This is a genomic window from Bacillus sp. CH_48 (assembly GCF_038008465.1).
GTDB classification, from domain to species: Bacteria; Bacillota; Bacilli; order Bacillales; family Bacillaceae_G; genus Bacillus_A; species Bacillus_A thuringiensis_S.
On the sequence record NZ_JBBOZF010000001.1, the window covers coordinates 5,503,293 to 5,527,445 of the forward strand.

Genomic DNA, 24,153 nt, shown 5'->3' on the forward strand with positions numbered 1-24,153 from the left:
TCCTATTTCCCTGATAAGATTTCTTGCTCCATCATATTTACAATACTGAATATTTCGTCTTTTTTAGTTTTTAAGGCCGCCTTATTTACAATCATCCGAGCCGATATAGATTGCATTTCCTCAAATATAATAAGTCCATTCTCTTGTAATGTTTTTCCTGTTTCAACAATATCTACAATTGCATCTGCCAATCCAAGAAGAGGAGCGATTTCTACAGAACCTTCTATTTTAATAATTTCTACGTCCTCTCCCTTATCATGAAAATAAGTAGAAGTAATATGTGGGTATTTCGTAGCAATTCTTTTCTTTCGGTAACTTTTCGGATTATACGTAGGAATAGAAGCAACACAAAACTTACAAATCCCTACTCCTAAATCCAGCATTTCATAAATATCTTTCTCGTTTTCCATTAAAATATCTTTTCCAACGATCCCAATATCAGCTACCCCATGTTCTACATAAGTAGCAACATCAACCGCTTTTACTAAAATAAATGAAACATTTGTATTTTTACTTTGAAATACAAGCTTCCGACCTTTATTTTTGAGTTCCGAACAATCAATTCCAATCTGCTCAAAGAGTGGAATTACATGTTTTTCTAATCTTCCTTTCGTTAACGCAATTTGAATGTTACGCATGAAGTCTCTCCTTCTTTCTGGACTACCCATTTCTCATTCCACACATATTCCACTAAGTATTCATTCTTTGCCTCAACGACCGTTCCTATTTTATTTTTTCTTGCAAATTGAAAGGTATCGCTTAAATTAGAGAATAGAGATAACCAGGCATTTTTCCCGTCCTTTCGAAGTAAATTTCGTAACCTTTCTGCTTCTGCTAATCTATTTAACTCATAATGAATCACAATATCAATTTGATTTCGTTCATATGGTTCTTGCTGCTCTTGTAGCGCCTTCACAATTTGATTTACTTGCAGCGCGAGTCCAACAGCCGGCAGCGTTTCTCCAAAATTCCCAATTAGCTCATCATATCTTCCGCCACTAACGATTTCTTCTCCAATTTCATATATATATCCTTTGAAAATAACACCCGTATAGTAATCTAAGTGTTGAATCATGCCTAAATCAATTGATATGTAAGAACCATATCCTAACGTTTCCATTGTTTCATACATTTCTTTTACTCTTGCAATTGCCATTTTCATTTCATTACTTGAAGCAAGCTTTTCTGCTTCCTCAATAACTTCTAAATTTCCAAATAGCCTCGGTAATTTCTCAAGTAATCTTACTGTCTCATCGCATCGATCAAATTTCTTTTCTCCGATGAAATTTGAGAGGGCAGCATAATTTTTACTTTCTATATACGTTCTAAGTACCCTTTCTTCTTCATCATGGATGGAGAGTTTTTTTACAATACATTTATATAACTGTACTTGCCCAATCTCAATTGTAAAAGATTGCACATTCAACTTTTGAAGTGCTTGAATGACACTTATTACGCATTCAATTTCAGCTCTTACATTATCAATCCCGATAACTTCAATACCACTTTGTACGATTTCATTATATTTTCCAGAATGGGATTCATTTGCTCGAAATACATTCCCGCTATACGTCACTTTAAGTGGCGTATCCCATCTCTGCGTTCCAATAACTCTCGCTAAAGGAATTGTCATATCTGGACGTAAAACGATAATCCTTCCCTTTTCATCAAAAAATTTATACATCTTCTCTTCATCTATCGGTCTATTTTGAAATGCAAAAACATCATAAAATTCAATTGTAGGTGTTCTTATTTCCTCATAACCTCTCTCTAAAAAAGTAAGCCTTAATTTTTGCTCCACTTCTTCAATTAATGTACATTCTTCGAATAAATAATCTCTCGTTCCATTCGGGTTTGCCCGCTTCCATTTTGTCATCTAAATTTTCACACCTTTCCCCTTCTAATGTATGCCGATTTCATTCACCTAAGCCGAAAATAAAAAGAGCCTTGTAGACAAAATACCTACAAGGCTCTTCAATAGAGTGTAGGTACAACGGGAATACCCCTTGTACCTACACGTTTTCACGCTAGGTTCAAGGGTTTCATGTATGATGATGTAGTTGTGTAAGCATTGTAATAGATCGCACGATATTCATAATACTTACTCCCTTTCTCCTCTGATTTTCACATAGTATATAACAGTTAATTTTGAATGTAAATACATTTTTAATATTCCGTCACTTTTTTAATATAAAGCCACTTTTCTTTCATACTCTTTTATTTCTTGTTCATATTGCATTGTAATACTAATTTCATCTAAACCATTTAATAACTTCTCTTTCCACATTTTCTCGATTGTAAAATGGAATCTATGCGTATTCGTTGTAATTACTTCATTTTCTAAATCAACTGTGATTTGTTCCCTCGCATCTGTTTTAGCAAGTTGTTCACGCATATCTTTATCCATTACAATCGGTAACATGCCATTCTTCATACAATTCATATAAAAGATATCGGCAAATCCTCCAGCGATAATAACGCGGAAACCATAATCAGCAAGCGCCCATGGAGCATGTTCTCTTGACGAGCCACATCCAAAATTATCACCTGTAATTAATATGCTGGCTCCTTTTCTTTCTTGTGCATTAAGAGGAAAATTAGGGTTTTCTTGGCGATTATTATCATATCGCCACTCATCAAATAAAAACTTCCCAAACCCAGTTCTTTCAATTCTCTTTAAATATTGCTTCGGAATAATTTGATCTGTATCAATGTTATCATTCATCAGTACTGCGGCAGTACCTTTATGAATACGAAATGGCTCCATCATAACTCTCCTTTCTAATATCAACAAAATGACCATATAACGCAGCCGCAGCCGCCATTGCCGGGCTAACTAAATGCGTTCGTGCTCCCTTTCCTTGTCTTCCTTCAAAATTGCGATTTGACGTAGAGGCACAATGTTCTCCTTCAGGCACTTGATCTGGATTCATACCTAGACACATTGAGCATCCGGGCTCTCTCCATTCAAATCCAGCTTCTTCAAATATGCGATGTAATCCTTTATGCATCGCTGCTTCTCTTACCCTTTGAGATCCGGGTACAACAAGTGCTCGCACACCTTCTTTTACTTTCTTACCTTTCACGACAGATGCAGCAATTTCTAAGTCAGAAAGCCTAGAATTTGTACAAGATCCAATGAAAACATGTTGAACTGGAATGTCATACGTACTTTGTCCGGGACTCAATCCCATATAAGAAAACGCTCTTTCGTCATTTGCATCATACTTTTCTGGCAATTTCTCATCAATCCGAACACCCATACTAGGATTTGTTCCCCACGTAACGTACGGCGCTAAATCCGTAACATCTACTGAAATATGTAAATCATAAACTGCATCTAAATCTGTATAAAGTTCTGACCATTTTTTCTTAATAGATTCATAGTCTTTCGGCGCATATTTACGCCCTTTTACGTAAGCAACCGTTTTTTCATCTGGTGCAATAATACCAGCCTTTGCTCCCCCTTCAATTGCCATATTGCAAAGCGTCATCCTCTCTTCCATATCCATAGCATGAATGGTCTCTCCGTAAAACTCCATTACGTAACCTGTTCCAACTGCTACTCCGTACTTTGAAAGGAGATGTAAAATAATATCTTTCGCATAAACACCTTGCGGTAACTTTCCTTTTAACTCAATGCCCATCGCTTTCGGCTTTCGTTGCCATAACGTTTGCGTTGCCAATACATGTTCCACTTCACTCGTACCAATACCAAACGCTAGTGCACCAAAAGCACCGTGTGTTGCTGTATGACTATCACCACAAACAATCGTTTTTCCTGGCTGTGTGAGTCCAAGTTCTGGTCCTATAACATGAACGATCCCTTGCTCTTCATCTCCGATATCCGCTAATGGCACCTGAAATTGTTTACAATTTTCCCGAAGTGTATCTAGTTGCTGCTTCGCAATACGATCGGTAATATTCCAAACATCTTTCGTTGGAATATTATGATCCATCGTTGCAAATGTTAAATCTGGTCTGCGGACTCTTCGATTTGTAAGCCGCAAGCCTTCAAAGGCTTGCGGTGACGTTACTTCATGAACAAGATGTAGATCGATATATAATAAATCCAATCCATTTTCATTAGTCGCAACTACATGTCTTTCCCAAAGCTTATCTAGTAACCTTTTCCCCATTATTTTTCTCTCCCTACTAACGCTTGCTCTTCCATTTCTTGAATAACTGCCTTTGTAAATGAAATTGTCGTTTCAGTCCCCCCGATATCTGCTGTACATTTTCCTGATTTAAGGACTGCAGAAACTGCTTCTTCAATTGCATATCCTTCCCTCGTTAATCCGAACGATTGCCCAAGCATCATTGCAACAGAACGCATCATCGCAATTGGATTCGCCTTATTTTTCCCCGCAATATCCGGCGCTGATCCGTGAATAGGCTCGTATAATGAAGGCCCCTTTTCAGCGTGACTTGCTGATGGAAGCATTCCTAATGATCCAGCTAATACTGAAGCCTCATCACTTAAAATATCACCAAATAAATTTTCCGTTACAATAACGTCAAATCTTCCTGGATTTCGAATTAATTCCATAGCCGCTGCATCTACTAAAATGTGTTCTACTTCCACATTTGGGTAGCGAAGTGCTACTTCTTCTGTCACAGTTCTCCATAGTTTACTAGACTCTAAAACATTCGCTTTATCAATAGATGTTACTTTTTTCTTCCGCTTATTCGCTAATTGAAAAGCATACGAAACGATACGTTCAATTTCATGGCGATGATACGTAAGTGTATCTGTCGCCACTTCTTCCGTTCGCTCTTTCGGATAAGAAAAATAAATTCCGCCTGTTAATTCACGAACGACAACGAAATCAATTTCATCCGCATTTTTTAATGGTGATAAATGTGCAGTTGCACTTTCTACCGTTACAGGGCGAACATTCGCAAATACACCGAGTCCTTTTCTTAATGCTAATAATCCTTTCTCAGGCCTTTCTTTCGCACTATCCCACCTTGGTCCACCTACTGCTCCAAGTAAAACCGCATCACTCGCTAAACAGGCGGCAAGTGTTCGCTGTGGTAATGGTTGCCCAGTTAAATCGATAGCAACACCACCAAAGTACTCATCTTGCAAATGAAAATGATGTCCATATAGCCTTTCTACCATATGCAATACTTCCTTCGCACTTTCCATAACTTCTGGACCGACACCATCACCAGCTAAACAAACGATACGTTTTTCCATTTTTAACACTCCTTTTAACTGAATTTTCAGAACTTTAATTTGATAGGTGAGGAAAACTTCTCTCACCTATCAAATATTTATTTCACAAGCGCTATAAGAGATTTTAATTTCCCTGCTGCATGGACATAAGCTCTCGCCGACGCTTCCAATACGTCTTGCGCAACTCCGAAACCTGATATTTGGTGACTACCTTCTTTTAATTCAACATGAACGTGAGCAAGTGCATCTTGACCTTGTGTAATAGATTGTATGCGATAATCTGCCAATTCACATTCTAGTCCTAAAATTCTTTGAATCGCATTGTATATCGCTTCAATACTACCAGAACCAGTGGCTGCATCTTCATATACATTTCCTTCCTCATCCTTCAGCACAACTGTTGCGCATTGTGTACTATTTGATACGAAATGCACTTGTAATTGCGTAATGTTATATTGCTGGGCTGCAAATGCTGCTTCACCAAGCATAAGTGCGCGTAAATCTTCCTCAGTAATTTCCTTTTTACGATCAGCCAATTTTTTAAACGCTTCGAATACCGCATCTCGCTCTTCATTTGTAAATTCATAACCAAGCTCTTTCATTTTTTCCGTAAACGCATGACGGCCAGAATGTTTCCCAAGTACAAAGAGATTTTGAGATTCTCCTATAAGCGCTGGTTCGATAATTTCATAAGTTGTTACTTCTTTTAGAACCCCATCTTGGTGGATGCCTGATTCATGAGCAAATGCATTCGCTCCAACGATTGCTTTATTTTTCGGTACAACCATACCCGTTAACCTGCTTACTAATGTACTCGTCGCCTTAATCTCTTTTAAAGTCATAGAAGGTTCTGCTTTATAAAAATCTTTTCTAATATGAAGAGCAACCGCAACTTCTTCTAACGCTGCATTCCCTGCTCTTTCTCCAATGCCATTAATCGTTCCTTCTACTTGCAATGCTCCGCCTTCAACCGCAGCTAACGAATTTGCTACTGCCATACCAAGATCATCGTGACAATGACAAGAAAAAATCGCTTTTTCATATGATGGAACGGATTCTTGTAAGTATTTGAAAAGAGAATAATATTCTTCTGGATTCGTATATCCAACTGTATCCGGAATATTAATTACATTCGCTCCTGCGCGAATCGCAGTTTCTACTGCTTCAGCTAAAAATGCTCTCGATGTTCTTGTCGCATCTTCTGCAGAAAATTGTACTGTCGGAAATAATGATTTTCCAAGCGTAACCGAACGATGAATACTATTTAACACGTCTTCTTTTGACATACAAAGTTTATATTTCATATGAATATCACTCGTAGCTAGAAATACGTGTAGACGAGGAGATACAGCACCTTTCACTGCTTCATATGCTCTTCGAATGTCACTTTCTTTCGCTCTAGCTAAACTCATAACCGTAGCATTTTGAATTGTATTCGCGATGCGTTTTACTGATTGGAAGTCACCTTCGGAAGCTGCCGCGAATCCAGCTTCCATTACATGAATACCAAGCCTCTCTAATTGCCTAGCAATTTGTAATTTCTCTTGTTCATTTAAATTTACTCCTGGTGATTGTTCGCCATCACGAAGCGTTGTATCCATGAACAAAATCTGCTTCATATTATTTAATCCCTACCTTTACTCGCGGCTGTACGAAAGGCATCATTTCACGTAATTTACGTCCAACTACTTCAATTTCATGTTCATTCTCTTTCTCATTTGTCGCGTGGAAATTTGGTCTTCCTGCTTTATGCTCTGCAATCCAGCCTCTTGCAAATGTACCATCTTGAATTTCTGCTAATACTGCCCCCATCGCTTTCTTCGTATCTTCAGTAACAACGCGTGGTCCTGATACGAAGTCTCCCCACTGCGCTGTATCTGAAACTGAATATCTCATATTTTCAAGTCCACCTTCATACATAAGGTCAACGATTAGCTTCAGTTCATGTAAACATTCAAAATATGCAAGTTCAGGCTGGTATCCCGCATCAACTAACGTTTCAAACCCTGCTTTTACAAGTGCAGTCACTCCGCCGCAGAGTACAGCTTGCTCTCCAAATAAATCTGTTTCTGTTTCTTCTTTAAATGTCGTTTCTAATACACCAGCTCTCGTTGCTCCAATTCCGTCAGCATAAGAAAGTGCTTTTTCAGTCGCAACTCCTGTTGCATCTTGATATACGGCAAATAGTGCAGGAACAGCCCCGCCCTCGGCGAACGTACGGCGTACGAGATGCCCCGGTCCTTTTGGCGCTACTAGAAATACATCTACATTAGCTGGTGGTTTTACTTGATCAAAGTGAACATTAAATCCATGTGCGAACACGAGAGAATTTCCGGCTTGTAAATTTGGTTCAATTTCAGCTTTATATACTTCTGGTTGTAATTCATCAGGCAGTAGAATCATTACTACATCAGCTTTTTCCGCTGCTTCTGCTACTGTATATACAGAAAATCCATCTTCATTCGCTTTATCCCAAGACTTACCTTTTCTTAAACCTACTACTACATCAAATCCGTTATCACGTAAATTTTGCGCATGCGCATGACCTTGCGAGCCATATCCGATGATTGCTACTTTCTTTTCCTTTAATACATTTACTGTTACATCTTTCTCATAATAAACTTTTGCCATTTTCATTTCCCCCTATATTTAAATGATTATTGAATTAACATAACTTGCTTATCTTGTTTTTTCATACTACGTGTAAATGCTGTTACACCTGTTCTCGCAATTTCTTTCAAACCGTATGGTCTAAGTAATTCAATTAACGCTTCCACTTTATCTTGCGTACCTGTTACTTGCACAACTATGGAATCCTTCCCAACATCTATTACAGCGGCTCGAAACGGTTCAATTAAACTATATAATTCCGCCCTTGCTACAGAAGTTGCTACTTTAATAAGAGCAAGCTCTCTAGCAATCATTGCTTCTTCTGTAATATCTGATACTTTCAGAACATCGATTTGCTTATGAAGTTGTTTAATTAACTGCTCAACTTGCTGTTCACTTTCCACATGCACAACTATCGTCATTCGCGATATATCTGATGATTCCGTATGACCTACTGAAATACTTTCAATATTAAAATGTCTTCGTGTCATAACCCCTGTAATTCGGTTTAACACACCACTTTGATTTCGAACTGTCGCTGTAACAATTCTCTTCACCTTTTTTCCACTCCTTCCATTTGGTGAACGCCTTTCCCGGGCGCAACCATCGGCATAACTTTCTCAGATTGAAGTACACGGCAATCAATTAAGACTGGTTCTTTTAATTCAATCGCATGCTTCAACTGCTTCTTTGCAAGAAGTGGATCATCAATACGAACAGCTTTTATACCATACGCATTCGCAAGAGCGACGAAATCTGGTTGACACGACAATAAGGAATGTGAATATCTTTGATTATAAAATTCGTCTTGCCATTGCCTTACCATTCCTAAAGCTTCATTATTTAAAATAAATACTTTAACAGGTAAAGAATGTTCTTTTAATACACTTAATTCTTGTAGAGTCATTTGAAACCCAGCGTCACCAACAATTGCAATGACTAGTTCTTCAGGCTTTGCGATTTGCGCACCAATTGCTGCTGGAAATCCGAATCCCATCGTTCCCAATCCGCCAGAAGTTACCCATTTATCTGGATTTTTCAGCGGATAATATTGCGCTGCCCACATTTGATGTTGCCCAACGTCTGTTGTTACAATCGCTTCTCCTTTCGTGATTTCATATAGCATATCAATCGCGTATTGAGGTTTAATACTTTCAGAGTTTCGTTTATAAGAGAATGGATACTGTTCTTTTCTACTCTTTAATAAAGAGATCCATTCATGATGATTTTCTTTCCTTCCTTCTGGTTGAAGTAATACTTCCAATGCCCGCTTAGCACTTGCAACAATAGGAATTTCAGTCGGCACATTTTTTCCGATTTCTGCTGGATCGATATCGATATGTGCGACAGTCGCTCCTTTAGCAAAATAAGTTAAATTTCCAGTAAGCCGATCATCAAATCTCGCGCCTACATTAATGAGTAAGTCGCATTCATATAACGCCATATTGGCTGTGTAAGAACCATGCATTCCCCCCATCCCTAGAAAAAGTTCATCATCTGGCGGAAAGCCACCAAGACCAAGTAATGTATGCACAACAGGAATTTCATATTTACGCGCAAAACTTGTTAACTCTTTTGATGCTTTCGCATGCAATACACCTGCTCCAGCTAAAATTAACGGCTTGTTTGCAGCACTAATTGCTTGTAATAATTTGTTTATTTGGAGTAAATTCGGTTCATAATTTGGGTTGTATCCTGGTAAATCCATTTGCACATCATTACATCGTTCTCCTTGCTCTACTACCATATCTTTCGGAAGATCGATCACGACTGGGCCTGGTCTTCCTGTTTTAGCAATATGAAATGCTTCTTTAATAATTCGAGGTAAATCTGAAGCCTTTCGCACTTGATAGTTATGTTTTGTCACCGGCATTGTAAGCCCCATAATATCCGCTTCTTGGAAAGCATCACTTCCAATTAACGTTGTTGCTACTTGCCCTGTAAATACAACAAGTGGTAATGAATCAATCATCGCATCTGCTAGACCAGTAATCACATTCGTAGCACCTGGACCACTCGTTGCAATGACAACCCCTGGATTACCAGTAATTCTGGCATACCCTTCAGCAGCGTGAATTGCTCCTTGCTCATGCCTTGTTAAAATATGAGGAATTTCACAATCATACAGTGCATCATAGAGAGGTAAAACAGCACCACCAGGATAACCGAAAATCACTTCTACTCCTTCCTTTTCTAGCGCTTCTAACAATAGCTGTGCACCAGTTGCCAGTTTCTCTTCCGTTTTTGAAGACATTGTTCTTATAAGCCCCCTTTTTGAAAACCTTTATCAATAAAAAAAATCCTACGTCCACACTCCAGCTATGTGCTGAAGGGACGAAAGATTTCGCGGTACCACCCTTCTTTGCAAGAATACTCTTGCCTCAGTGACCCATAAATGGATCTAGCTAATAACGGAGCTACCGTCTAAGCCTAGACAAATGCTTCAGCTTAGCACTCAAGGGCGATGTTCGTCGACGTGAACCATCGGTTTTCAGCAACCACCGACTCTCTGTGAGGCTTCACAATCAACTACTCCTCCCTCTCAACGCTTTCTTATGTTATAAAAAGTTGTTATCCAACTTTATTTTCTTCGTAAATTTTCTCTCCATCTTCTATAACTAACTTTCGGAATTCTTCCAATAAACGATTCGTATGTGGACCCGTTTGCCCTAAACCAATCGTTCTACCATCTACTGTCGTAACAGCAATAACTTCAGCAGCTGTTCCTGTTAAAAACACTTCATCAGCTACATATACATCATGTCTTGTAAATAACTCTTCTCTTACGTCATATCCAAGTTTTTCGCCGATTTCTAAAATGGCGTTTCGTGTAATACCTTCTAACGCTCCAGCAGAACTTGGTGGTGTAATTAATTTATTTCCTTTAACAATAAACACGTTATCTCCTGATCCTTCAGCAACATATCCTTGATCATTTAACATAAGTGCTTCTTGTACTCCAGCTAATTTCGCTTCAATACGAACTAAAATATTGTTTAAGTAATTTAAAGATTTTACTTGAGGGGATAAAACATCGGGACGATTTCGGCGCGTTGCAACTGTTACAACTGGAATCCCTTTCTCATAATATTCTTGTGGGAATAAAGATAATTGTTCTGCAATTACTACTACATTCGGCTTCTTACATGAATCGGGATCCAATCCAAGATTTCCTGCTCCTCTTGATACAACAAGGCGAATGTATCCATTAGATAATTTATTTTGTCGAATCGTCTCAACAACAATATTCGTTACTTCATCTAATGAATATGGAATTTCTAAAAGGATTGATTTTGCTGATTCATACAACCGGACAAGATGCTCTCTCAAACGGAAAACATTACCGCTATAAACTCTAATTCCTTCAAATACTCCATCGCCATATAAATAGCCATGATCATATACCGAAACTTTTGCTTCATCTTTCGGAACAAATTCTCCATTTAAGAAAATCCATTGCTCATTCACTGGAAGTGCCTCCTATGTTCTATGAATTTTTTATTGTTTCCTAGTTTACTCTCCTTTTTAAATAAATCAAGTAAATTTTTAGAAAATTTATAATTTTTAATCGTACGTACATCTTTAATTATATTGATTTAACAACATTGTTAACGTTTACAAAAAGTCTGAAAATTTTTTTCGCCAATTTTCACTAAAAAAATATTTGTTTAAAAGAAGGATTTTCATCAATTAATACGAATCTATTGTATTCAATAAACGGACGTCCGATTTTATAAATCCGAGAATATATAACGACTTTTGCTGAAAAAGGGGGAAAATAACAAAAATAGCGCTGTCTAAAAATAACATTCATATTTTTCATTTCGTAATCATAATCCTATTTTTAAAAAACAATTTGTCAAAATGAAGGAGGAAATAAATATGGCATGTGTACAAATTAAAGGAACGAGACAAGAGGTAGTAGAAATGTTGCAATTATTTGATCTAATGGACACGAAAGGTTTTTGTAAATTCGATAATTACGTAGAGGTAGAACCAAACACGCAAGAACATAATCATTTTATTGCTTCAATCGACATCCATTCAAATACTTCTTCTGCACAAGATACATTAAACGATCAATTCGTTAGTCAAATGCTTACTGGCGTATATAACGACTAAACAAAGATTTACTTCCTACCGTCTTTTCATAAATATATGCAGTGAACTTGAGCATACTAGCAATTAGATGGTAGGAGGTGAGAATTATGGCTAGAATTGGCGTTGAAAACTCATTAACAGACGTTCAACAAGCTCTTCAGCAACAAGGTCATGAAGTTGTTACACTTAACTCAGAACAGGATGCACAAGGGTGTGATTGTTGCGTTGTAACTGGGCAAGATTCTAATGTGATGGGCATTGCAGATGCATCAATTAAAGGATCAGTCATTACAGCTCACGGTTTAACAACGGATGAAATTTGTCAACAAGTTGAAATTCGCACTTAAAAAAAGAAAGAGGACTCCTTTTGAAAAGGAGTCCTCTTTTTTATATTCACCTAACGGGAAAGTAACATATACTGGATGAAAGCCCTACCTCTCTCTCATCATTACGGTTCCACTGACCGCTCCTTGATTCACTAGTATACCTATAAAGCTTACACTTATAATTTATAGGGTTTGTTCACAAAAGTTGTTGGTAAGACTACCCGATCTTTCGCAAACTTTTCGTATTACATTTATAAGATTTATTTACTTTATACTAGCTGTAACCGAGACACGAATTAAAATTTTAACATCAATAAAATAAATTGTCAACATTTTTTGTAAATTAAAAACAGACAGTAACGGTTTGTCTGTTTTAGAATGGAGCTTTTTCTTTTATTACATATACAACAAAACCGCTTACTAACATACATAAACCAACTACTAAGTTTTTGATATTAATCATAAATTCCTCTCCCTTATTCCACACATCATATATATTTACAGTTCAATTATTCCGATCATCCTAAAGCGCACTTTTTCTAATATATCATAATTCCTAAAAAATGCAAGTTCACTTTTGGCGACCATTTACAAATTTATCTACAGTGCTTGGTACCGTATTTAAAGCCTTTTCAATTAAATGTGTACTACTATTGAGGTGTAATACTTGCACACCGTTAGAACCGACTACTAAAAAAGCAACTGGGCTAATAGAAACCCCAGCCCCGCTTCCTCCTCCAAATGGATGCCCTTGCTTTTTCTCTTTATGCTGATTTTGCCCACCGTTATGTTTTTCAGTAATGAAATCCCCTTTAAAATCACTTCCACCAGCTCCAAAACCAAAAGCCACCTGAGATACTGTTAATACTACATTTCCGTCAGCTGTTGAGACCGGGCTCCCAACAATTGTATTTACATCTACCATCTCTTTTAAATTTGTCATTGCCGTTTTCATTAAATTTTCAATTGGATGTTCCATTATGTATTGCACCCTTTCCTCATTATTCCTTTTTATACTTTCCAAAATAGAGGAAGTCATACTAACTTTTCCTATTTCAAGAAAACATTTTCCTCCTTTTAAAAGATACTACTCCCTGTACATGCTCCGGTATAGTGAAACTTTAATCAGTAGGATGTGTACGTAGCTCGACTCCCACAAATAGCAGGATAAAAAAGAAAAAGAGATACATACTACTATTGAACCTTGTTATGAAAGGAGTCATGACTTTGACTGAGAAATTTGATGATTATAAAAGAAGAGATAGAATAGATAGTGATTATAGTGACTATAAAGAAGAGTACGCCGCTGAGGTTGCACCACAACGCATTGATTATGATTACGATGATAAAGACGATAAAGATGTTGTAAAATCATCCGCCGCTGGATCAACTGCTGGTTTTATCGCTCTTGCGCTATCTATCTTATCGCTATTTACATTCCCAACACTATTTGGTCTTGTTTCTGTTTTACTCGGTATTTACGCTTATAATCGCGGAGCTACTGTAACTGGCGGTATCGCTGCAGTTGTCGGTGGGATTGCTGCACTTATCGCAATTTTATTCCGAGTAGCACTTATTGGTTTATTGTTCTCCCTGTTCTAAAAAAGAAAAAGGTATCTCGCTTAACGCGGGATACCTTATCCTGTAAACACATCTTCCGATGGATATTTTATTTTTTGTTTTGCTGGTCGCGCTAAAGAAAACACAAGTGTTAACGGTCCAATTAATCCGCAAAACATAACAAACATAATAATACATTTTCCGAATGCCGAGAGCTTTGCAGTAATTCCCATCGTTAATCCGACTGTGCCAAACGCTGATATTGTCTCAAATAATAATTGAATAAAGCTGAAGTTTTCTGTAAGCATTAATATAAATACCGCTGTAAAAATAAGTATTTGACTGGCAACAGCAATCGCTAAGGCCCTCGTTACTGTCGACATTTTAATTGTACGCTGAAATAAAACAATTTCTTCCTTTTTTCTAAAGAAAGAAAGGACAGATGTAATTAAGATAACAAACGTTGTTAATTTAATTCCTCCACCTGTTGATACACTTCCTGCACCAATAAACATTAAAATCATCGTAAATAATATAGATGATTCTTCCATACCTCCATAGTCAATCGTATTAAATCCAGCTGTCCGCGGGGTAATACCTTGAAAGAAGGAAGCCCATAGTTTTTCATTTAAAGATAAATTCCCTAACGTCTTCACATTATTATATTCCAATACAAAAATTACAATCATTGCTATAACATTTAACACTACTGTTCCAATAATCATTATTTTTGAGTGAAGTGATAATTTTCGAAAACTGCGACTATACCATATATCAATTAATACGGTAAAACCGAGTCCACCTATTACAATTAAAGAGCAAATCCCAATATTAATAATGGGATCCCCTACATATCTTGTTAAATTATCTGGCCATAAAGCAAATCCTGCATTATTATAAGATGCAATTACATGAAAAATACTATAGTATAAACCTTTTCCAAAACCAAACTCTGGAATAAAGCGAAACGATAAAAAGATGACCCCAATAAGCTCAATACAAATCGAAAATATAAAGACACGCTTTACTAATTTTACAAGACCACCTATATTTGTTTGATTAAATGCTTCTCCAATTAATAAACGATGGCGTAATCCGATTTTTTTGCCTAATACCCAAACAATTAAAATGGCAATTGTCATAAGACCTAGACCACCTGTTTGAATTAAAAACATAATAACAATTTCGCCAAACATCGTAAATGTACTTGCTGTATCCACTACTCCCAAACCAGTTACGGTCGCTGCTGACGTTGCTGTAAAGAAAGCATCTACCCAACTAATATGTGCTTTCGTTGCGAATGGTAACTTTAATAACAAACCGCCAACCACAATTAAGCAGAAAAAACCTAATGCTAATATTTGTGGTGGGTTTAATCGTATAAGACGATTATACAGCCCTTGTTTTTTTGTTACTTCCATATCACTAACTCCCTTATTAAAGTGAAGCTTTCCCCTCATAAATAAAAAGCTTTTAAAAAGCCCTTAAACAATTGGGACAAACCTTATATTCTTATAATATAGTTGAGCATAATCCTTTTTTTCATAGATTACAACTTTTATTTATATTCAGATTCCTTTTTGTTTTATGCTGGAAAACTATATATCCTAGCTCAATATTGCTAGCAATAACAATTTCATATGTACTATTTTTCAAATCCCCATATCTTTCACTCTATGTTCACATAGAGGTCACATCCACCTTTTATAGTATATGTATCGAAGCTGTTCCTCCCTAATTTTTAAGACATTCCCCAGTGTCTTTGAATAGCTTCCATCCCTAATTAAATTGACATAAATTGTCCCCTTCCTTGACCATCTTATAAATGATGGTCTTATTTTTTTGTCTTTCTATCTTTTCTTTAAAACTTCCTCTCTCTTTCACTCTATGTTCACACAGAGGTCACATCTACCTTTTATAGTATATATATCGAAGTTGTTCCTCCCTAATTTTTAAGACATTCCCCAGTGTCTTTGAACAACTTCCATCCCTAATTAAATTGACATAAATTGTCCCCTTCCTTGACCATCTTATAAATGATGGTCTTATTTTTTTGTCTTTCTATCTTTTCTTTAAAACTCCCTCTCTCTTTCACCCTATGTTCACATGAGAGTCACACCTACCTTTTATAGTATATATATCGAAGTTGTTCCTCCCTAATTTTTAAGACATTCCCCAGTGTCTTAAAGCAGCTTCCATCCCTAATTAAATTGACATAAATTGTCCCCTTCCCTAGACCATCCTATGTGATGGTCTATTTTATTTTCCAAACACAAAATCAGTCTATCTACACTTAAATAAAAAACAAAAAATTCAGAAAATATTGTTAAATTAGGTATTTTTTCAGTATAATTACTTTAGAAAGAACTTTCGCAAAAACAAAAGGGGGGATTTTATTGAAACAAACAAAAGCAATCTTAATCGCATTATTTCTAGGTCTAGTTGTTGGACTCACTCTAAATTTAGCCGCTCCATCTATCTTTGAGCCACTAAATCAATATGTGTTCAACCCAATTGGTCAATTGTTTATTCGCCTTATTAAAATGCTAGTTGTTCCTGTTGTATTCATTTCTATCGTACTTGGCGCTGCCGGCCTTGGAGATCCGAAACAACTTGGAAGAATCGGTTTAAAATCAATTTCATTCTTTCTCGTAACAACTGCGGTTGCCATCTCTATAGCGGTTACATTTGCACTTATTATAAAACCAGGAGCTGGCGGTAATTTTAAAACAGAAGGTCTTAAGTATGAAGGTGCAAAAACTGAAACATCTTTCGTCGAAACATTGCTAAATATCGTACCAGATAACCCAGCAAAAGCAATGGCTGACGGAAACATGTTACAAATCATTGCCTTTGCCGTATTGATTGGACTCGGTATAGCTATTTTAGGAAAACGAGTTCAAGGTATCCATTCATTACTTGAACAGGGCAACGAATTAATGATGTATCTTGTTAATCTCGTTATGAAATTAGCCCCAATTGGAACATTCGGTTTGCTCGCTTCATCCGTTGGTAAAATGGGTCTTGCAGGCGTCGCTGCGATGTTCAAGTATATGATTGTCGTTATGTTAGTACTCATTATTCACGGGGTCTTTGTATATGGCGGCCTATTAAAGGTATTAGCAAAAGAAAGTATCGTCCGGTTCTTTAAGCATTTCGGACCGGTAATGGCAATTGGCTTTAGCACATCTAGCTCTAATGCATCTCTTCCATTTGCAATGAAAACCGCACAAGAGAAGCTTGGAGTTCCAAAAGCAATCAGCTCATTTGTACAACCACTCGGTGCAACGATTAATATGGATGGTACCGCTATTATGCAAGGGGTAGCAACTGTATTTATCGCTCAAGTATACGGAGTTGAACTTACATTACCGCAATTAGCTATGGTCGTATTAACTGCTGTACTAGCTAGTATTGGTACTGCTGGTGTACCAGGTGTTGGACTTGTAATGCTTACAATGGTTTTAAATCAAGTAAATCTACCAGTAGAAGGTATCGCTTTAATTATTGGTATTGACCGTATTCTAGATATGTCAAGAACAGCTGTAAACATTTCTGGTGATGCAATTTGTGCAATGATTGTCGCAAAATCAGAAGAAAAATATAATACTGATCAATCGGCAGCATCTTAAATCAAAAAAGGAGTGAATATATTCACTCCTTTTTTGATTTACTTCCTTTTTTCGAACGATATTCTTTCCCTTTATTATCATTACCAGTTTCAAATTCAGTGCTAAATTCCTGATTAAACTGGCCGGACTTTGGTGATCCTTGATTACCGCTCCCTTTACTACCGTTACGATTCGTCATATTTCTCCCTCCCTTCCTTGTATTAGTAGTATGGCGCTCTATCTTTTTTCATACACATTTTATTTTTTAACATCTACTACACACGAAAGAAGACCTTCCATATATAAGGAAGATCTTCTTTTTCATCACGTAAGCGTTTTCTTGTTTATAATCACTTAAATAAGTTTTTTGGAAATCGAAATCATTACACTCATTTCATCTTCTGAAAGTGCAGAGAATCTTTCTTGTAAATATTGTTTTTTCGCATCTTCCATTTTCGCAACTAAATCTTTCCCTTGTTCTGTAATCTCTAAATACACAACTCGGCGATCCGATGTAGAACGTGAACGAGTTACAAAACCTTTATTAATTAATTTTTCTGTAACAGCTGTAATATGACTATTCGACACATTTAATTCATTTGCTACACGCGATACCATTTCTTTATTCGTACGATTTAATATTCTCAGGACGATGAATTCATTCCACGGTATGTAACCACCGAATATTTTTCCGATATCATTACGCAATGTGCGAAACATAGCAAACACATTTGTCGATAGTTCTTCCATTAATTGCTCTCGATTTTGAGACAACTTTGACAGCTCCTTTTATTTCATTTAGTTAAATAAAAACCTTATTAATAATTTTACATGAAATCTTACTTTTTGTCACCTTATTTTCCCATAATTCGTAGTTTTTTAATAGGTATTTCATGATAAAATGAAGTTAACTTCCAGAAAAAGGGGGTATTTTAATGCATGAGGAGGAGAAATTCTCAAATCTCAGCCTAAAAGATAAAACGATTATCACTAGTATTATTGCTCTTTTTCTCATTATCGTTTTTGCATTTATATTTTTTGTATATGTAGGAATCTTTCAAATTACAGGTATAGAGTATAGTTCACGTACTGCGTTACTTCTCTTTTTTTTATTAATCACTTTCTTAGACAGTATTACATTTTTCATCTTCAGTTTCTTCAAAGCGCTGCTATATCCACTGACACAAAACATGCCAAATTGGATTTCTATTACTCTTTTCTCATTCATTGAAATTACACTAGATTGGTTCGTCATTCATACTGCTGATAATTGGATAGAAAGCGTACAAATGTCCAACACAGCTGAATTATGTGTCGTACTATTCTTTTTCCTCTTAAATAAATTATTAAGTGACGAGAAAGAGTAAGAATACAAGCTTTTCTATATAAAAATTGGTACAATGAAAGCAAATCTTACTAAAGAGGTGTTAATTATGAACTTACAACAATGGGCTGATAAAGGTATGTCCTTTGATACATATGTGAATGAAATGCAAGTAAACCAATACGAGCTACTACACATTTACAATAACTTTTTAATTCCAAATGAATTACTTCCTGTATTAGAAGAACGTCAAAATGACGGCTGGCGTGTTATCGTATTAACTGCTGATTGGTGTGGTGATGCTCTTTTATGCGTACCTGTTATGAAACGAATTTCTGAAGTTGCAAATATTGATATGAGTTTATTAATTCGCGATGAAAACTTAGAATTAATGGATCAATATTTAACAAATGGAACAGCACGTGCGATTCCAATCTTTATTTTCATTGATAAAGATGGAAATGAACAAGCCGTCTTTGGACCACGCGCTCCAAAAGTACAAGAATTAGTAACTTCAATGCGCGCTACATTACCTGAAAAAGAAGATCCAACATTCGAAGAAAAACAAAAAGAAATGTATGCTAATTTCCGTGCTACATTAGCTGATGATACTTCTCTTTGGGAGCATGTAATGGAAAATATGGTGGAAAAAATAGTAAAATAAAAAAACCTGCCGAGCTCGGCAGGTTTTTTTATTACATAATGAAGAAATAGAATACCGCAGCTAAAATGAAACGATAGTAAGCGAACGGTGTTAGTTTTACACGAGATAATAATTTCAAGAATGAAACAATTGCAAGCATCGCAACAACGAATGCAGTTACAAATCCTGTTACAAATAGCGTTATATCTGCTGAGCTTAATACATCCCAGCTTTTAATTAAATCTAACCCACTTGCAGCTACCATCATCGGTACCGCTAAAATGAACGTATATTCAGCTGCCGCTGTATGCGACACGCGAGCTAATAAACCACCACTGATTGTAGAACCAGAACGAGAAAACCCTGGCCAAAGAGCTAAACATTGGAACATTCCAATTGTAAATGCCTGTTTATATGTGATTTCATCTAACGTTCTTGCTGTACTTGGTTTTGAAAACTTCTCAGCAACAATCATTAAAATACCACCGGCTACTAAGCTAATAACAACTGGTCCTGGACCAAATAAAACCTCTTTAATAGTGCTATGGAATAATACGCCAAGTACCCCGGCAGGAATCATCCCGATAATAATATGTAATAAATTTAACGATGGTCCGTCTGTTACTTTTCCTATTCCAACTAACGACCATAGACGCTTCCAGAATATAACAACAACTGCTAAAATCGATCCCAATTGGATAACAACTTCGAAAACTTTCGCTCTCTCATCTTCAAATCCAATTAAATGTCCTGTTAAAATCATATGTCCTGTTGATGATACTGGTAGAAACTCTGTTAACCCTTCAACAGCACCCATGATTAAACCAATTAACCAATCAGCCACAAGTAGTGCCTCCTTAATAACAAATAATATGTAATTTTTTCACACCTTATCATAATACCTTATCCCTTTTCAAAGTGCATCCTTTTTTTATTGGTTTCATATGTTGTAGGCGCGTATTTCTTTTCTAATCTTTGATTAAATTGTATGATAGTAAGAGTTTGTTTTTTTATACGGAAAGGGGATTTTATGAAAGAAACTACTTCATTCTCACAAAAGTTAAAGCAATTTGTATTACTATTTTTTCCGATTTTCGTAACGCAAATGTCATTATTTGCGATGAGTTTTTTTGATACAACAATGTCAGGACATGCAAGTCCAACTGATTTAGCAGGTGTTGCAATTGGAACAAGTATATGGCTTCCAGTTAGTACGGGATTAACAGGAATTTTAATGGCTACTACTCCCATTGTTGCACAGCTCGTTGGATCCAAGAAAAAAGAGGACGTTCCCCACGTTGTCATACAAGCAGTTTATTTAGCAATTTGTGCTAGCTTCGTTGTTATCCTCATCGGTTTCTTCGTCGTTTCACCTATTTTAAACGGCATGCGCTTAGAAGAACCTGTGGAACGAATTGCAGCTCAATTTTTAAGTATTATCGCAATAGGAATTATACCTTTATTCACGTACACTGTTTTACGTGGATTTATTGATGCATTAGGAAAAACTCGAACAACGATGATTATTACATTACTATCATTACCAATTAACGTAATATTAAATTACCTATTAATTTTTGGTAACTTCGGTTTCCCAAAGCTTGGTGGTGTCGGAGCAGCAATTGCTTCCACTGCAACATATTGGTGCATTTTAATTATTACAGTCATTATTATTCAGACGAAAGAGCCTTTTGCCTCTTTTAACATTTTCAAACAATTATATCGTCCTTCTCTTTCGAGTTGGACAGCATTCTTAAAGCTTGGCGTCCCTATCGGATTTGCTATCTTTTTTGAAACAAGTATTTTCGCTGCGGTAACGCTTATGATGAGTAATTTTAGTACGACAACTATTGCAGCTCACCAAGCAGCTATGAACTTTGCTTCCTTGTTATATATGACTCCGCTAAGTTTAGCAATGGCAATGACTATTGCAGTCGGATTCGAAGTCGGAGCAAAACGTTACGATAATGCAAAACAATACGGACTGATTGGAATTGGATTAGCCCTTGCCTTTGCTTTATTATATTCGATTCTTCTCTACTTCTTTGATAATCAAATTGCTTCTATTTATACGACAGATGCAAAAGTTCATCATTTAGCAAAAGAATTTCTTATCTTTGCGATTTTATTTCAAATTTCAGATGCAATTGCAACCCCTGTACAAGGAGCTCTGCGTGGTTATAAAGATGTAAATGTTGCTCTAATTATGACTTTAATTGCTTATTGGATAATAGGTCTACCACTAGGTTACATACTAGCAACGTATACAGAATGGGCCGCAAAAGGCTATTGGATCGGTCTTATTATCGGTCTAGCATTTGGCGCTGCCTTCCTACTTATCCGTCTCTTTCAAGTACAACGAAAATATGCAACACAAAACAGCCGCTAATAATAAAGCGGCTGTTTTCTTTATGCATATTTTTTCTTGTAACGTGTAATATAATGAAAAAGAAAGGTGGGTACATATGGACGACAAAGAAAAAAAGCAATCATTCGATGAAGAATTTGCCCCTGAAATTTCACCTGGATATCGGCAAGATGTACATAAGCCACCTAAATATAAAAACACTTCGTTTTTAATGGGCATTACCATTTTCGCTGCTGTATTACTCATACTTATCATTTTCGTTTATTTTTGATGAAAGGTGCCTATTATATGAAGAAACAAAATTCCAATCGTTCAAAAAGAACTGTTAAAACACAAAAAGGATATGCAGGAGATTCTGTTCATACACTTAAACAAGTCGAGCAAGGAAATTTATATATTGCTCAAAAAGAACTTGGTCAACAAAATGAAAATCTTTAAAGGCCCTTGATTCCTTGAGGGCCTTTTTATTCCGCATTAAGTAGTACACCCCCAAATGTTCTATTGAGCAATGAATTTCCTTTATTGTACGCGCTGCTTTTGTTCTAGCACCATAAATATATTATTAACCTTTACAATTTTCACTTCATAATTCAATTTCATTTTGCTTCTCTTACCATTTTCAGTACCCGCAACGTACGCTACAGCTTGATAAAGAAAACTCTCATCGGTCTCTTCACGTATCTCCTCGTTTGTAAATTTATACTCTAAATCTTGAAAACGATTTGGATAATAATTTCCCATTAATTGTTCATACCCTCTATTTAAAAATAGTTCTTCACCTTTTCGTTTCACATCTTCTTTATTAGTAAACTCAAACACTGATAGTTGCTCGGTCACAAAATGCTCTCCTACCTTTTTCATTTCATTATGAGTTAAATTTTCTATACTTTTGTTCTTTAATTCCTTATTTAACTCGTACTGATCAATCGGTTTAAAGGTAGCAAAAACCTTCTCTTTATATGACCAAAACAATACAAAAGCGATACATAGAGAAATGATTAACAATCTTTTTTTCGTAATACTCCCGCCCTTCTTCATAATGATAGCTATATTTTAACATATAGAAAGAAAATTCTGATATCATAAAGTAGAATAACTTAACTCAGAAACGAGGAACAATTATGGACTCTTACAAACATTATATAAAAGAAGCTTTGCCTAATCTTTCTATACGTTCATATAAACAAAATAAAGGAGGATGGGATAATGTAGCAGTTATAGTAAATGATGAGCTACTGTTTCGTTTCCCGCGAAAACAGGAATATGCAATGCGAATTCCGTTAGAAAAAGAACTATGCACAATTCTCACTCAATCACTACAAGAAATCAAAGTTCCACAATATCACCTAATTTATAAAAATGAATCTGATGAGGTTCCTCTTTGTAGTTACTATACTCTCATTCATGGTGAACCATTAAAAACAGAAACAATTGCCACGCTGGAGGATACAGAGCTGAAAGCAATTATTACAAAATTAGCTACTTTCCTTGCGGTACTACATAGTATTCCTTTAAACCAAGTTACAACGCTATGTTTCCCTATTAGAAAAACATGTACCTACTGGAAAGAGCTACAAACAAAATTAAACCAATATCTCACTACTAACCTTACTTCATTACAGAAACTAGCCTTAAATCGCTTATTTGAAAATTTCTTTGCATGTTTAGCTACATCCACTTTTCAAAACACAATCATTCACGCTGATTTTACACATCATCACATTTTATTTAACAAGCAGAACAAAAGCATTTCAGGTGTTATCGATTTTGGTGATGCGCAAATTGGCGATCCTGCTTTTGATTTTGCAGGACTATATTATGATTTCGGACATGAGTTTACTACATCTGTATATGAACAGTACAGTACACTTATTTCTCATCATGATCCATTACTCATTCACCGCATTACTACCTTTTATCAATACAGTCCTTTACTACATAATATTATTTATAACTTTGAGTCAGAGAATGAACTCGAATTCATTACAAGTACAGAACAGCTAAAAACGATATTACAGGGATGAGATTACATTCTCTCCCTGTATACTCTTTCCTCATACATCATTAACTTTTTATCCATTTCAACAATAACTTTATACAATTGAAATGCCTGTAAGATTTGCAGTTGAATTTCAAAAGGAGCATTTTGTTCTTTTAACCATTGAAATACTTTCGTTTCATCTTTCATTGATTATTCCTCCCTTTATCCCGCTATTTGCGGGCAGTAAGACCCCCACCTCAAAATTCAGCGGAAGCAAAGAAGTTAGGTGGGGATCGGGCTGCCCGTTAAAGCCCGATTGGTTAAGGCTAATAATCAGTGGGTGATGAACAAAACCCCACTGATTAAAGTTTCACTTTATTAAAATCTGCTACAAATATACCGTAAATGATGAAAAGCTTTTCATGTCAATAACAAAAAAGGATGCAA

28 protein-coding genes and 1 other annotated feature are annotated in these 24,153 nt (G+C 36.1%); of the genes, 10 read left to right on the forward strand and 18 right to left on the reverse strand.

What is annotated here, in order from left to right:
• Positions 1–2: 2 nt before the first annotated feature.
• The 10 genes from hisG to ilvE all read right to left on the reverse strand — a co-directional run bounded on the left by hisG (position 3) and on the right by ilvE (position 11,260).
• Complete coding sequence (hisG, locus tag N2V92_RS27790; RefSeq protein WP_001244490.1) at positions 3–638, reverse strand: ATP phosphoribosyltransferase; 636 nt, start codon at positions 636–638, stop codon at positions 3–5.
• The gene (locus N2V92_RS27795) at positions 614–1,876 is read right to left on the reverse strand and encodes an ATP phosphoribosyltransferase regulatory subunit (protein WP_016077941.1); all 1,263 of its coding nucleotides are present in this window, start codon (positions 1,874–1,876) and stop codon (positions 614–616) included. The genes hisG and N2V92_RS27795 overlap by 25 nt, the downstream gene beginning before the upstream one ends.
• 309 nt (positions 1,877–2,185) lie before the next feature.
• Positions 2,186–2,767, reverse strand: coding sequence for a 3-isopropylmalate dehydratase small subunit (gene leuD / locus N2V92_RS27800; RefSeq protein ID WP_000433191.1), 582 nt, complete (start codon positions 2,765–2,767; stop codon positions 2,186–2,188).
• Entirely contained in the window at positions 2,745–4,139 is a 1,395-nt protein-coding gene (leuC, locus tag N2V92_RS27805) for a 3-isopropylmalate dehydratase large subunit (RefSeq protein WP_000518094.1), read from the reverse strand. The genes leuD and leuC overlap by 23 nt, the downstream gene beginning before the upstream one ends.
• On the reverse strand, positions 4,139–5,203 hold the full coding sequence (gene leuB / locus N2V92_RS27810; RefSeq protein ID WP_042597447.1) for a 3-isopropylmalate dehydrogenase: 1,065 nt from the start codon (positions 5,201–5,203) through the stop codon (positions 4,139–4,141). The genes leuC and leuB overlap by 1 nt, the downstream gene beginning before the upstream one ends.
• Positions 5,204–5,280: 77 nt before the next feature.
• Positions 5,281–6,801 carry a 2-isopropylmalate synthase gene (leuA, locus tag N2V92_RS27815; RefSeq protein ID WP_000809594.1) on the reverse strand — a complete coding sequence of 507 codons (1,521 nt, stop codon included), beginning with the start codon at positions 6,799–6,801 and terminating at the stop codon, positions 5,281–5,283.
• Between the two features lies 1 nt (position 6,802).
• Positions 6,803–7,813, reverse strand: a complete 1,011-nt coding sequence (ilvC, locus tag N2V92_RS27820; protein WP_001151745.1) for a ketol-acid reductoisomerase — start codon at positions 7,811–7,813, stop codon at positions 6,803–6,805.
• A gap of 26 nt (positions 7,814–7,839) precedes the next feature.
• Positions 7,840–8,349 carry an acetolactate synthase small subunit gene (gene ilvN, locus N2V92_RS27825; protein ID WP_000822952.1) on the reverse strand — a complete coding sequence of 170 codons (510 nt, stop codon included), beginning with the start codon at positions 8,347–8,349 and terminating at the stop codon, positions 7,840–7,842.
• Positions 8,346–10,046 carry an acetolactate synthase large subunit gene (gene ilvB, locus N2V92_RS27830; protein WP_016077942.1) on the reverse strand — a complete coding sequence of 567 codons (1,701 nt, stop codon included), beginning with the start codon at positions 10,044–10,046 and terminating at the stop codon, positions 8,346–8,348. The genes ilvN and ilvB overlap by 4 nt, the downstream gene beginning before the upstream one ends.
• A 73-nt stretch (positions 10,047–10,119) precedes the next feature.
• Positions 10,120–10,347, reverse strand: a binding site (T-box leader).
• Between the two features lie 16 nt (positions 10,348–10,363).
• A complete protein-coding gene (ilvE, locus tag N2V92_RS27835) occupies positions 10,364–11,260 on the reverse strand; it encodes a branched-chain-amino-acid transaminase (protein ID WP_001005485.1) in 897 nt (298 codons plus the stop codon).
• A gap of 414 nt (positions 11,261–11,674) precedes the next feature.
• On the opposite strand from ilvE, the gene N2V92_RS27840 reads away from it, so the two are divergent.
• Together N2V92_RS27840 and N2V92_RS27845 are read left to right on the forward strand one after the other, a co-directional pair.
• On the forward strand, positions 11,675–11,914 hold the full coding sequence (locus N2V92_RS27840) for a DUF3911 family protein (protein WP_000752514.1): 240 nt from the start codon (positions 11,675–11,677) through the stop codon (positions 11,912–11,914).
• Between the two features lie 86 nt (positions 11,915–12,000).
• Positions 12,001–12,240, forward strand: a complete 240-nt coding sequence (locus tag N2V92_RS27845) for a YkuS family protein (protein WP_000101020.1) — start codon at positions 12,001–12,003, stop codon at positions 12,238–12,240.
• A 352-nt stretch (positions 12,241–12,592) separates the two neighbouring features.
• Here the strand turns inward: N2V92_RS27845 and N2V92_RS27850 are convergent, their stop codons facing one another.
• Both N2V92_RS27850 and ytfJ read right to left on the reverse strand, forming a co-directional pair.
• Positions 12,593–12,682 carry a hypothetical protein gene (locus tag N2V92_RS27850; RefSeq protein WP_000608225.1) on the reverse strand — a complete coding sequence of 30 codons (90 nt, stop codon included), beginning with the start codon at positions 12,680–12,682 and terminating at the stop codon, positions 12,593–12,595.
• 108 nt (positions 12,683–12,790) lie between these two features.
• Positions 12,791–13,258 (reverse strand): GerW family sporulation protein, encoded by a 468-nt coding sequence (ytfJ, locus tag N2V92_RS27855; RefSeq protein ID WP_002083119.1) that lies wholly within the window; start codon positions 13,256–13,258, stop codon positions 12,791–12,793.
• A gap of 188 nt (positions 13,259–13,446) precedes the next feature.
• On the opposite strand from ytfJ, the gene N2V92_RS27860 reads away from it, so the two are divergent.
• Positions 13,447–13,821: a hypothetical protein gene (locus N2V92_RS27860; RefSeq protein ID WP_000136546.1), complete on the forward strand. Its 375-nt coding sequence runs from the start codon at positions 13,447–13,449 to the stop codon at positions 13,819–13,821.
• Positions 13,822–13,856: 35 nt separating this feature from the next.
• On the opposite strand, the gene N2V92_RS27865 is transcribed toward N2V92_RS27860, so the two are convergent.
• Positions 13,857–15,200 carry a TrkH family potassium uptake protein gene (locus N2V92_RS27865; RefSeq protein WP_000454114.1) on the reverse strand — a complete coding sequence of 448 codons (1,344 nt, stop codon included), beginning with the start codon at positions 15,198–15,200 and terminating at the stop codon, positions 13,857–13,859.
• Positions 15,201–16,175: 975 nt separating this feature from the next.
• On the opposite strand from N2V92_RS27865, the gene N2V92_RS27870 reads away from it, so the two are divergent.
• The gene (locus N2V92_RS27870; RefSeq protein WP_000814811.1) at positions 16,176–17,411 is read left to right on the forward strand and encodes a dicarboxylate/amino acid:cation symporter; all 1,236 of its coding nucleotides are present in this window, start codon (positions 16,176–16,178) and stop codon (positions 17,409–17,411) included.
• 22 nt (positions 17,412–17,433) lie between these two features.
• Here N2V92_RS27870 and N2V92_RS27875 read toward each other — a convergent pair whose 3' ends face one another.
• Together N2V92_RS27875 and N2V92_RS27880 are read right to left on the reverse strand one after the other, a co-directional pair.
• On the reverse strand, positions 17,434–17,589 hold the full coding sequence (locus N2V92_RS27875; protein ID WP_000184928.1) for a hypothetical protein: 156 nt from the start codon (positions 17,587–17,589) through the stop codon (positions 17,434–17,436).
• Between the two features lie 155 nt (positions 17,590–17,744).
• Positions 17,745–18,164 carry a MarR family winged helix-turn-helix transcriptional regulator gene (locus N2V92_RS27880; RefSeq protein WP_000081433.1) on the reverse strand — a complete coding sequence of 140 codons (420 nt, stop codon included), beginning with the start codon at positions 18,162–18,164 and terminating at the stop codon, positions 17,745–17,747.
• A gap of 161 nt (positions 18,165–18,325) precedes the next feature.
• Between N2V92_RS27880 and N2V92_RS27885 the strand changes: the two genes are divergently transcribed.
• Positions 18,326–18,757 carry a regulatory YrvL family protein gene (locus N2V92_RS27885; RefSeq protein ID WP_016097986.1) on the forward strand — a complete coding sequence of 144 codons (432 nt, stop codon included), beginning with the start codon at positions 18,326–18,328 and terminating at the stop codon, positions 18,755–18,757.
• Between the two features lie 33 nt (positions 18,758–18,790).
• Positions 18,791–19,378: a thioredoxin family protein gene (locus N2V92_RS27890; protein ID WP_003260458.1), complete on the forward strand. Its 588-nt coding sequence runs from the start codon at positions 18,791–18,793 to the stop codon at positions 19,376–19,378.
• A 31-nt stretch (positions 19,379–19,409) separates the two neighbouring features.
• Here the strand turns inward: N2V92_RS27890 and uppP are convergent, their stop codons facing one another.
• The gene (uppP, locus tag N2V92_RS27895; protein WP_000796263.1) at positions 19,410–20,201 is read right to left on the reverse strand and encodes a bacitracin resistance undecaprenyl-diphosphatase; all 792 of its coding nucleotides are present in this window, start codon (positions 20,199–20,201) and stop codon (positions 19,410–19,412) included.
• 186 nt (positions 20,202–20,387) lie between these two features.
• Between uppP and N2V92_RS27900 the strand changes: the two genes are divergently transcribed.
• The 3 genes from N2V92_RS27900 (at position 20,388) to N2V92_RS27910 (ending at position 22,163) form a co-directional block, all read left to right on the forward strand.
• Positions 20,388–21,746, forward strand: coding sequence for an MATE family efflux transporter (locus tag N2V92_RS27900; protein WP_000665558.1), 1,359 nt, complete (start codon positions 20,388–20,390; stop codon positions 21,744–21,746).
• A 76-nt stretch (positions 21,747–21,822) separates the two neighbouring features.
• Positions 21,823–21,996 carry a hypothetical protein gene (locus tag N2V92_RS27905; RefSeq protein ID WP_000341062.1) on the forward strand — a complete coding sequence of 58 codons (174 nt, stop codon included), beginning with the start codon at positions 21,823–21,825 and terminating at the stop codon, positions 21,994–21,996.
• 17 nt (positions 21,997–22,013) lie between these two features.
• Positions 22,014–22,163, forward strand: a complete 150-nt coding sequence (locus N2V92_RS27910) for a hypothetical protein (RefSeq protein WP_000744623.1) — start codon at positions 22,014–22,016, stop codon at positions 22,161–22,163.
• Between the two features lie 81 nt (positions 22,164–22,244).
• Here the strand turns inward: N2V92_RS27910 and N2V92_RS27915 are convergent, their stop codons facing one another.
• Positions 22,245–22,763 (reverse strand): hypothetical protein, encoded by a 519-nt coding sequence (locus N2V92_RS27915; protein ID WP_002083113.1) that lies wholly within the window; start codon positions 22,761–22,763, stop codon positions 22,245–22,247.
• Between the two features lie 83 nt (positions 22,764–22,846).
• On the opposite strand from N2V92_RS27915, the gene N2V92_RS27920 reads away from it, so the two are divergent.
• Positions 22,847–23,749 carry an aminoglycoside phosphotransferase family protein gene (locus N2V92_RS27920; RefSeq protein ID WP_000378990.1) on the forward strand — a complete coding sequence of 301 codons (903 nt, stop codon included), beginning with the start codon at positions 22,847–22,849 and terminating at the stop codon, positions 23,747–23,749.
• A 2-nt stretch (positions 23,750–23,751) separates the two neighbouring features.
• Here N2V92_RS27920 and N2V92_RS27925 read toward each other — a convergent pair whose 3' ends face one another.
• Positions 23,752–23,913 (reverse strand): hypothetical protein, encoded by a 162-nt coding sequence (locus tag N2V92_RS27925; protein ID WP_000651086.1) that lies wholly within the window; start codon positions 23,911–23,913, stop codon positions 23,752–23,754.
• Between the last annotated feature and the right edge of the window lie 240 nt (positions 23,914–24,153).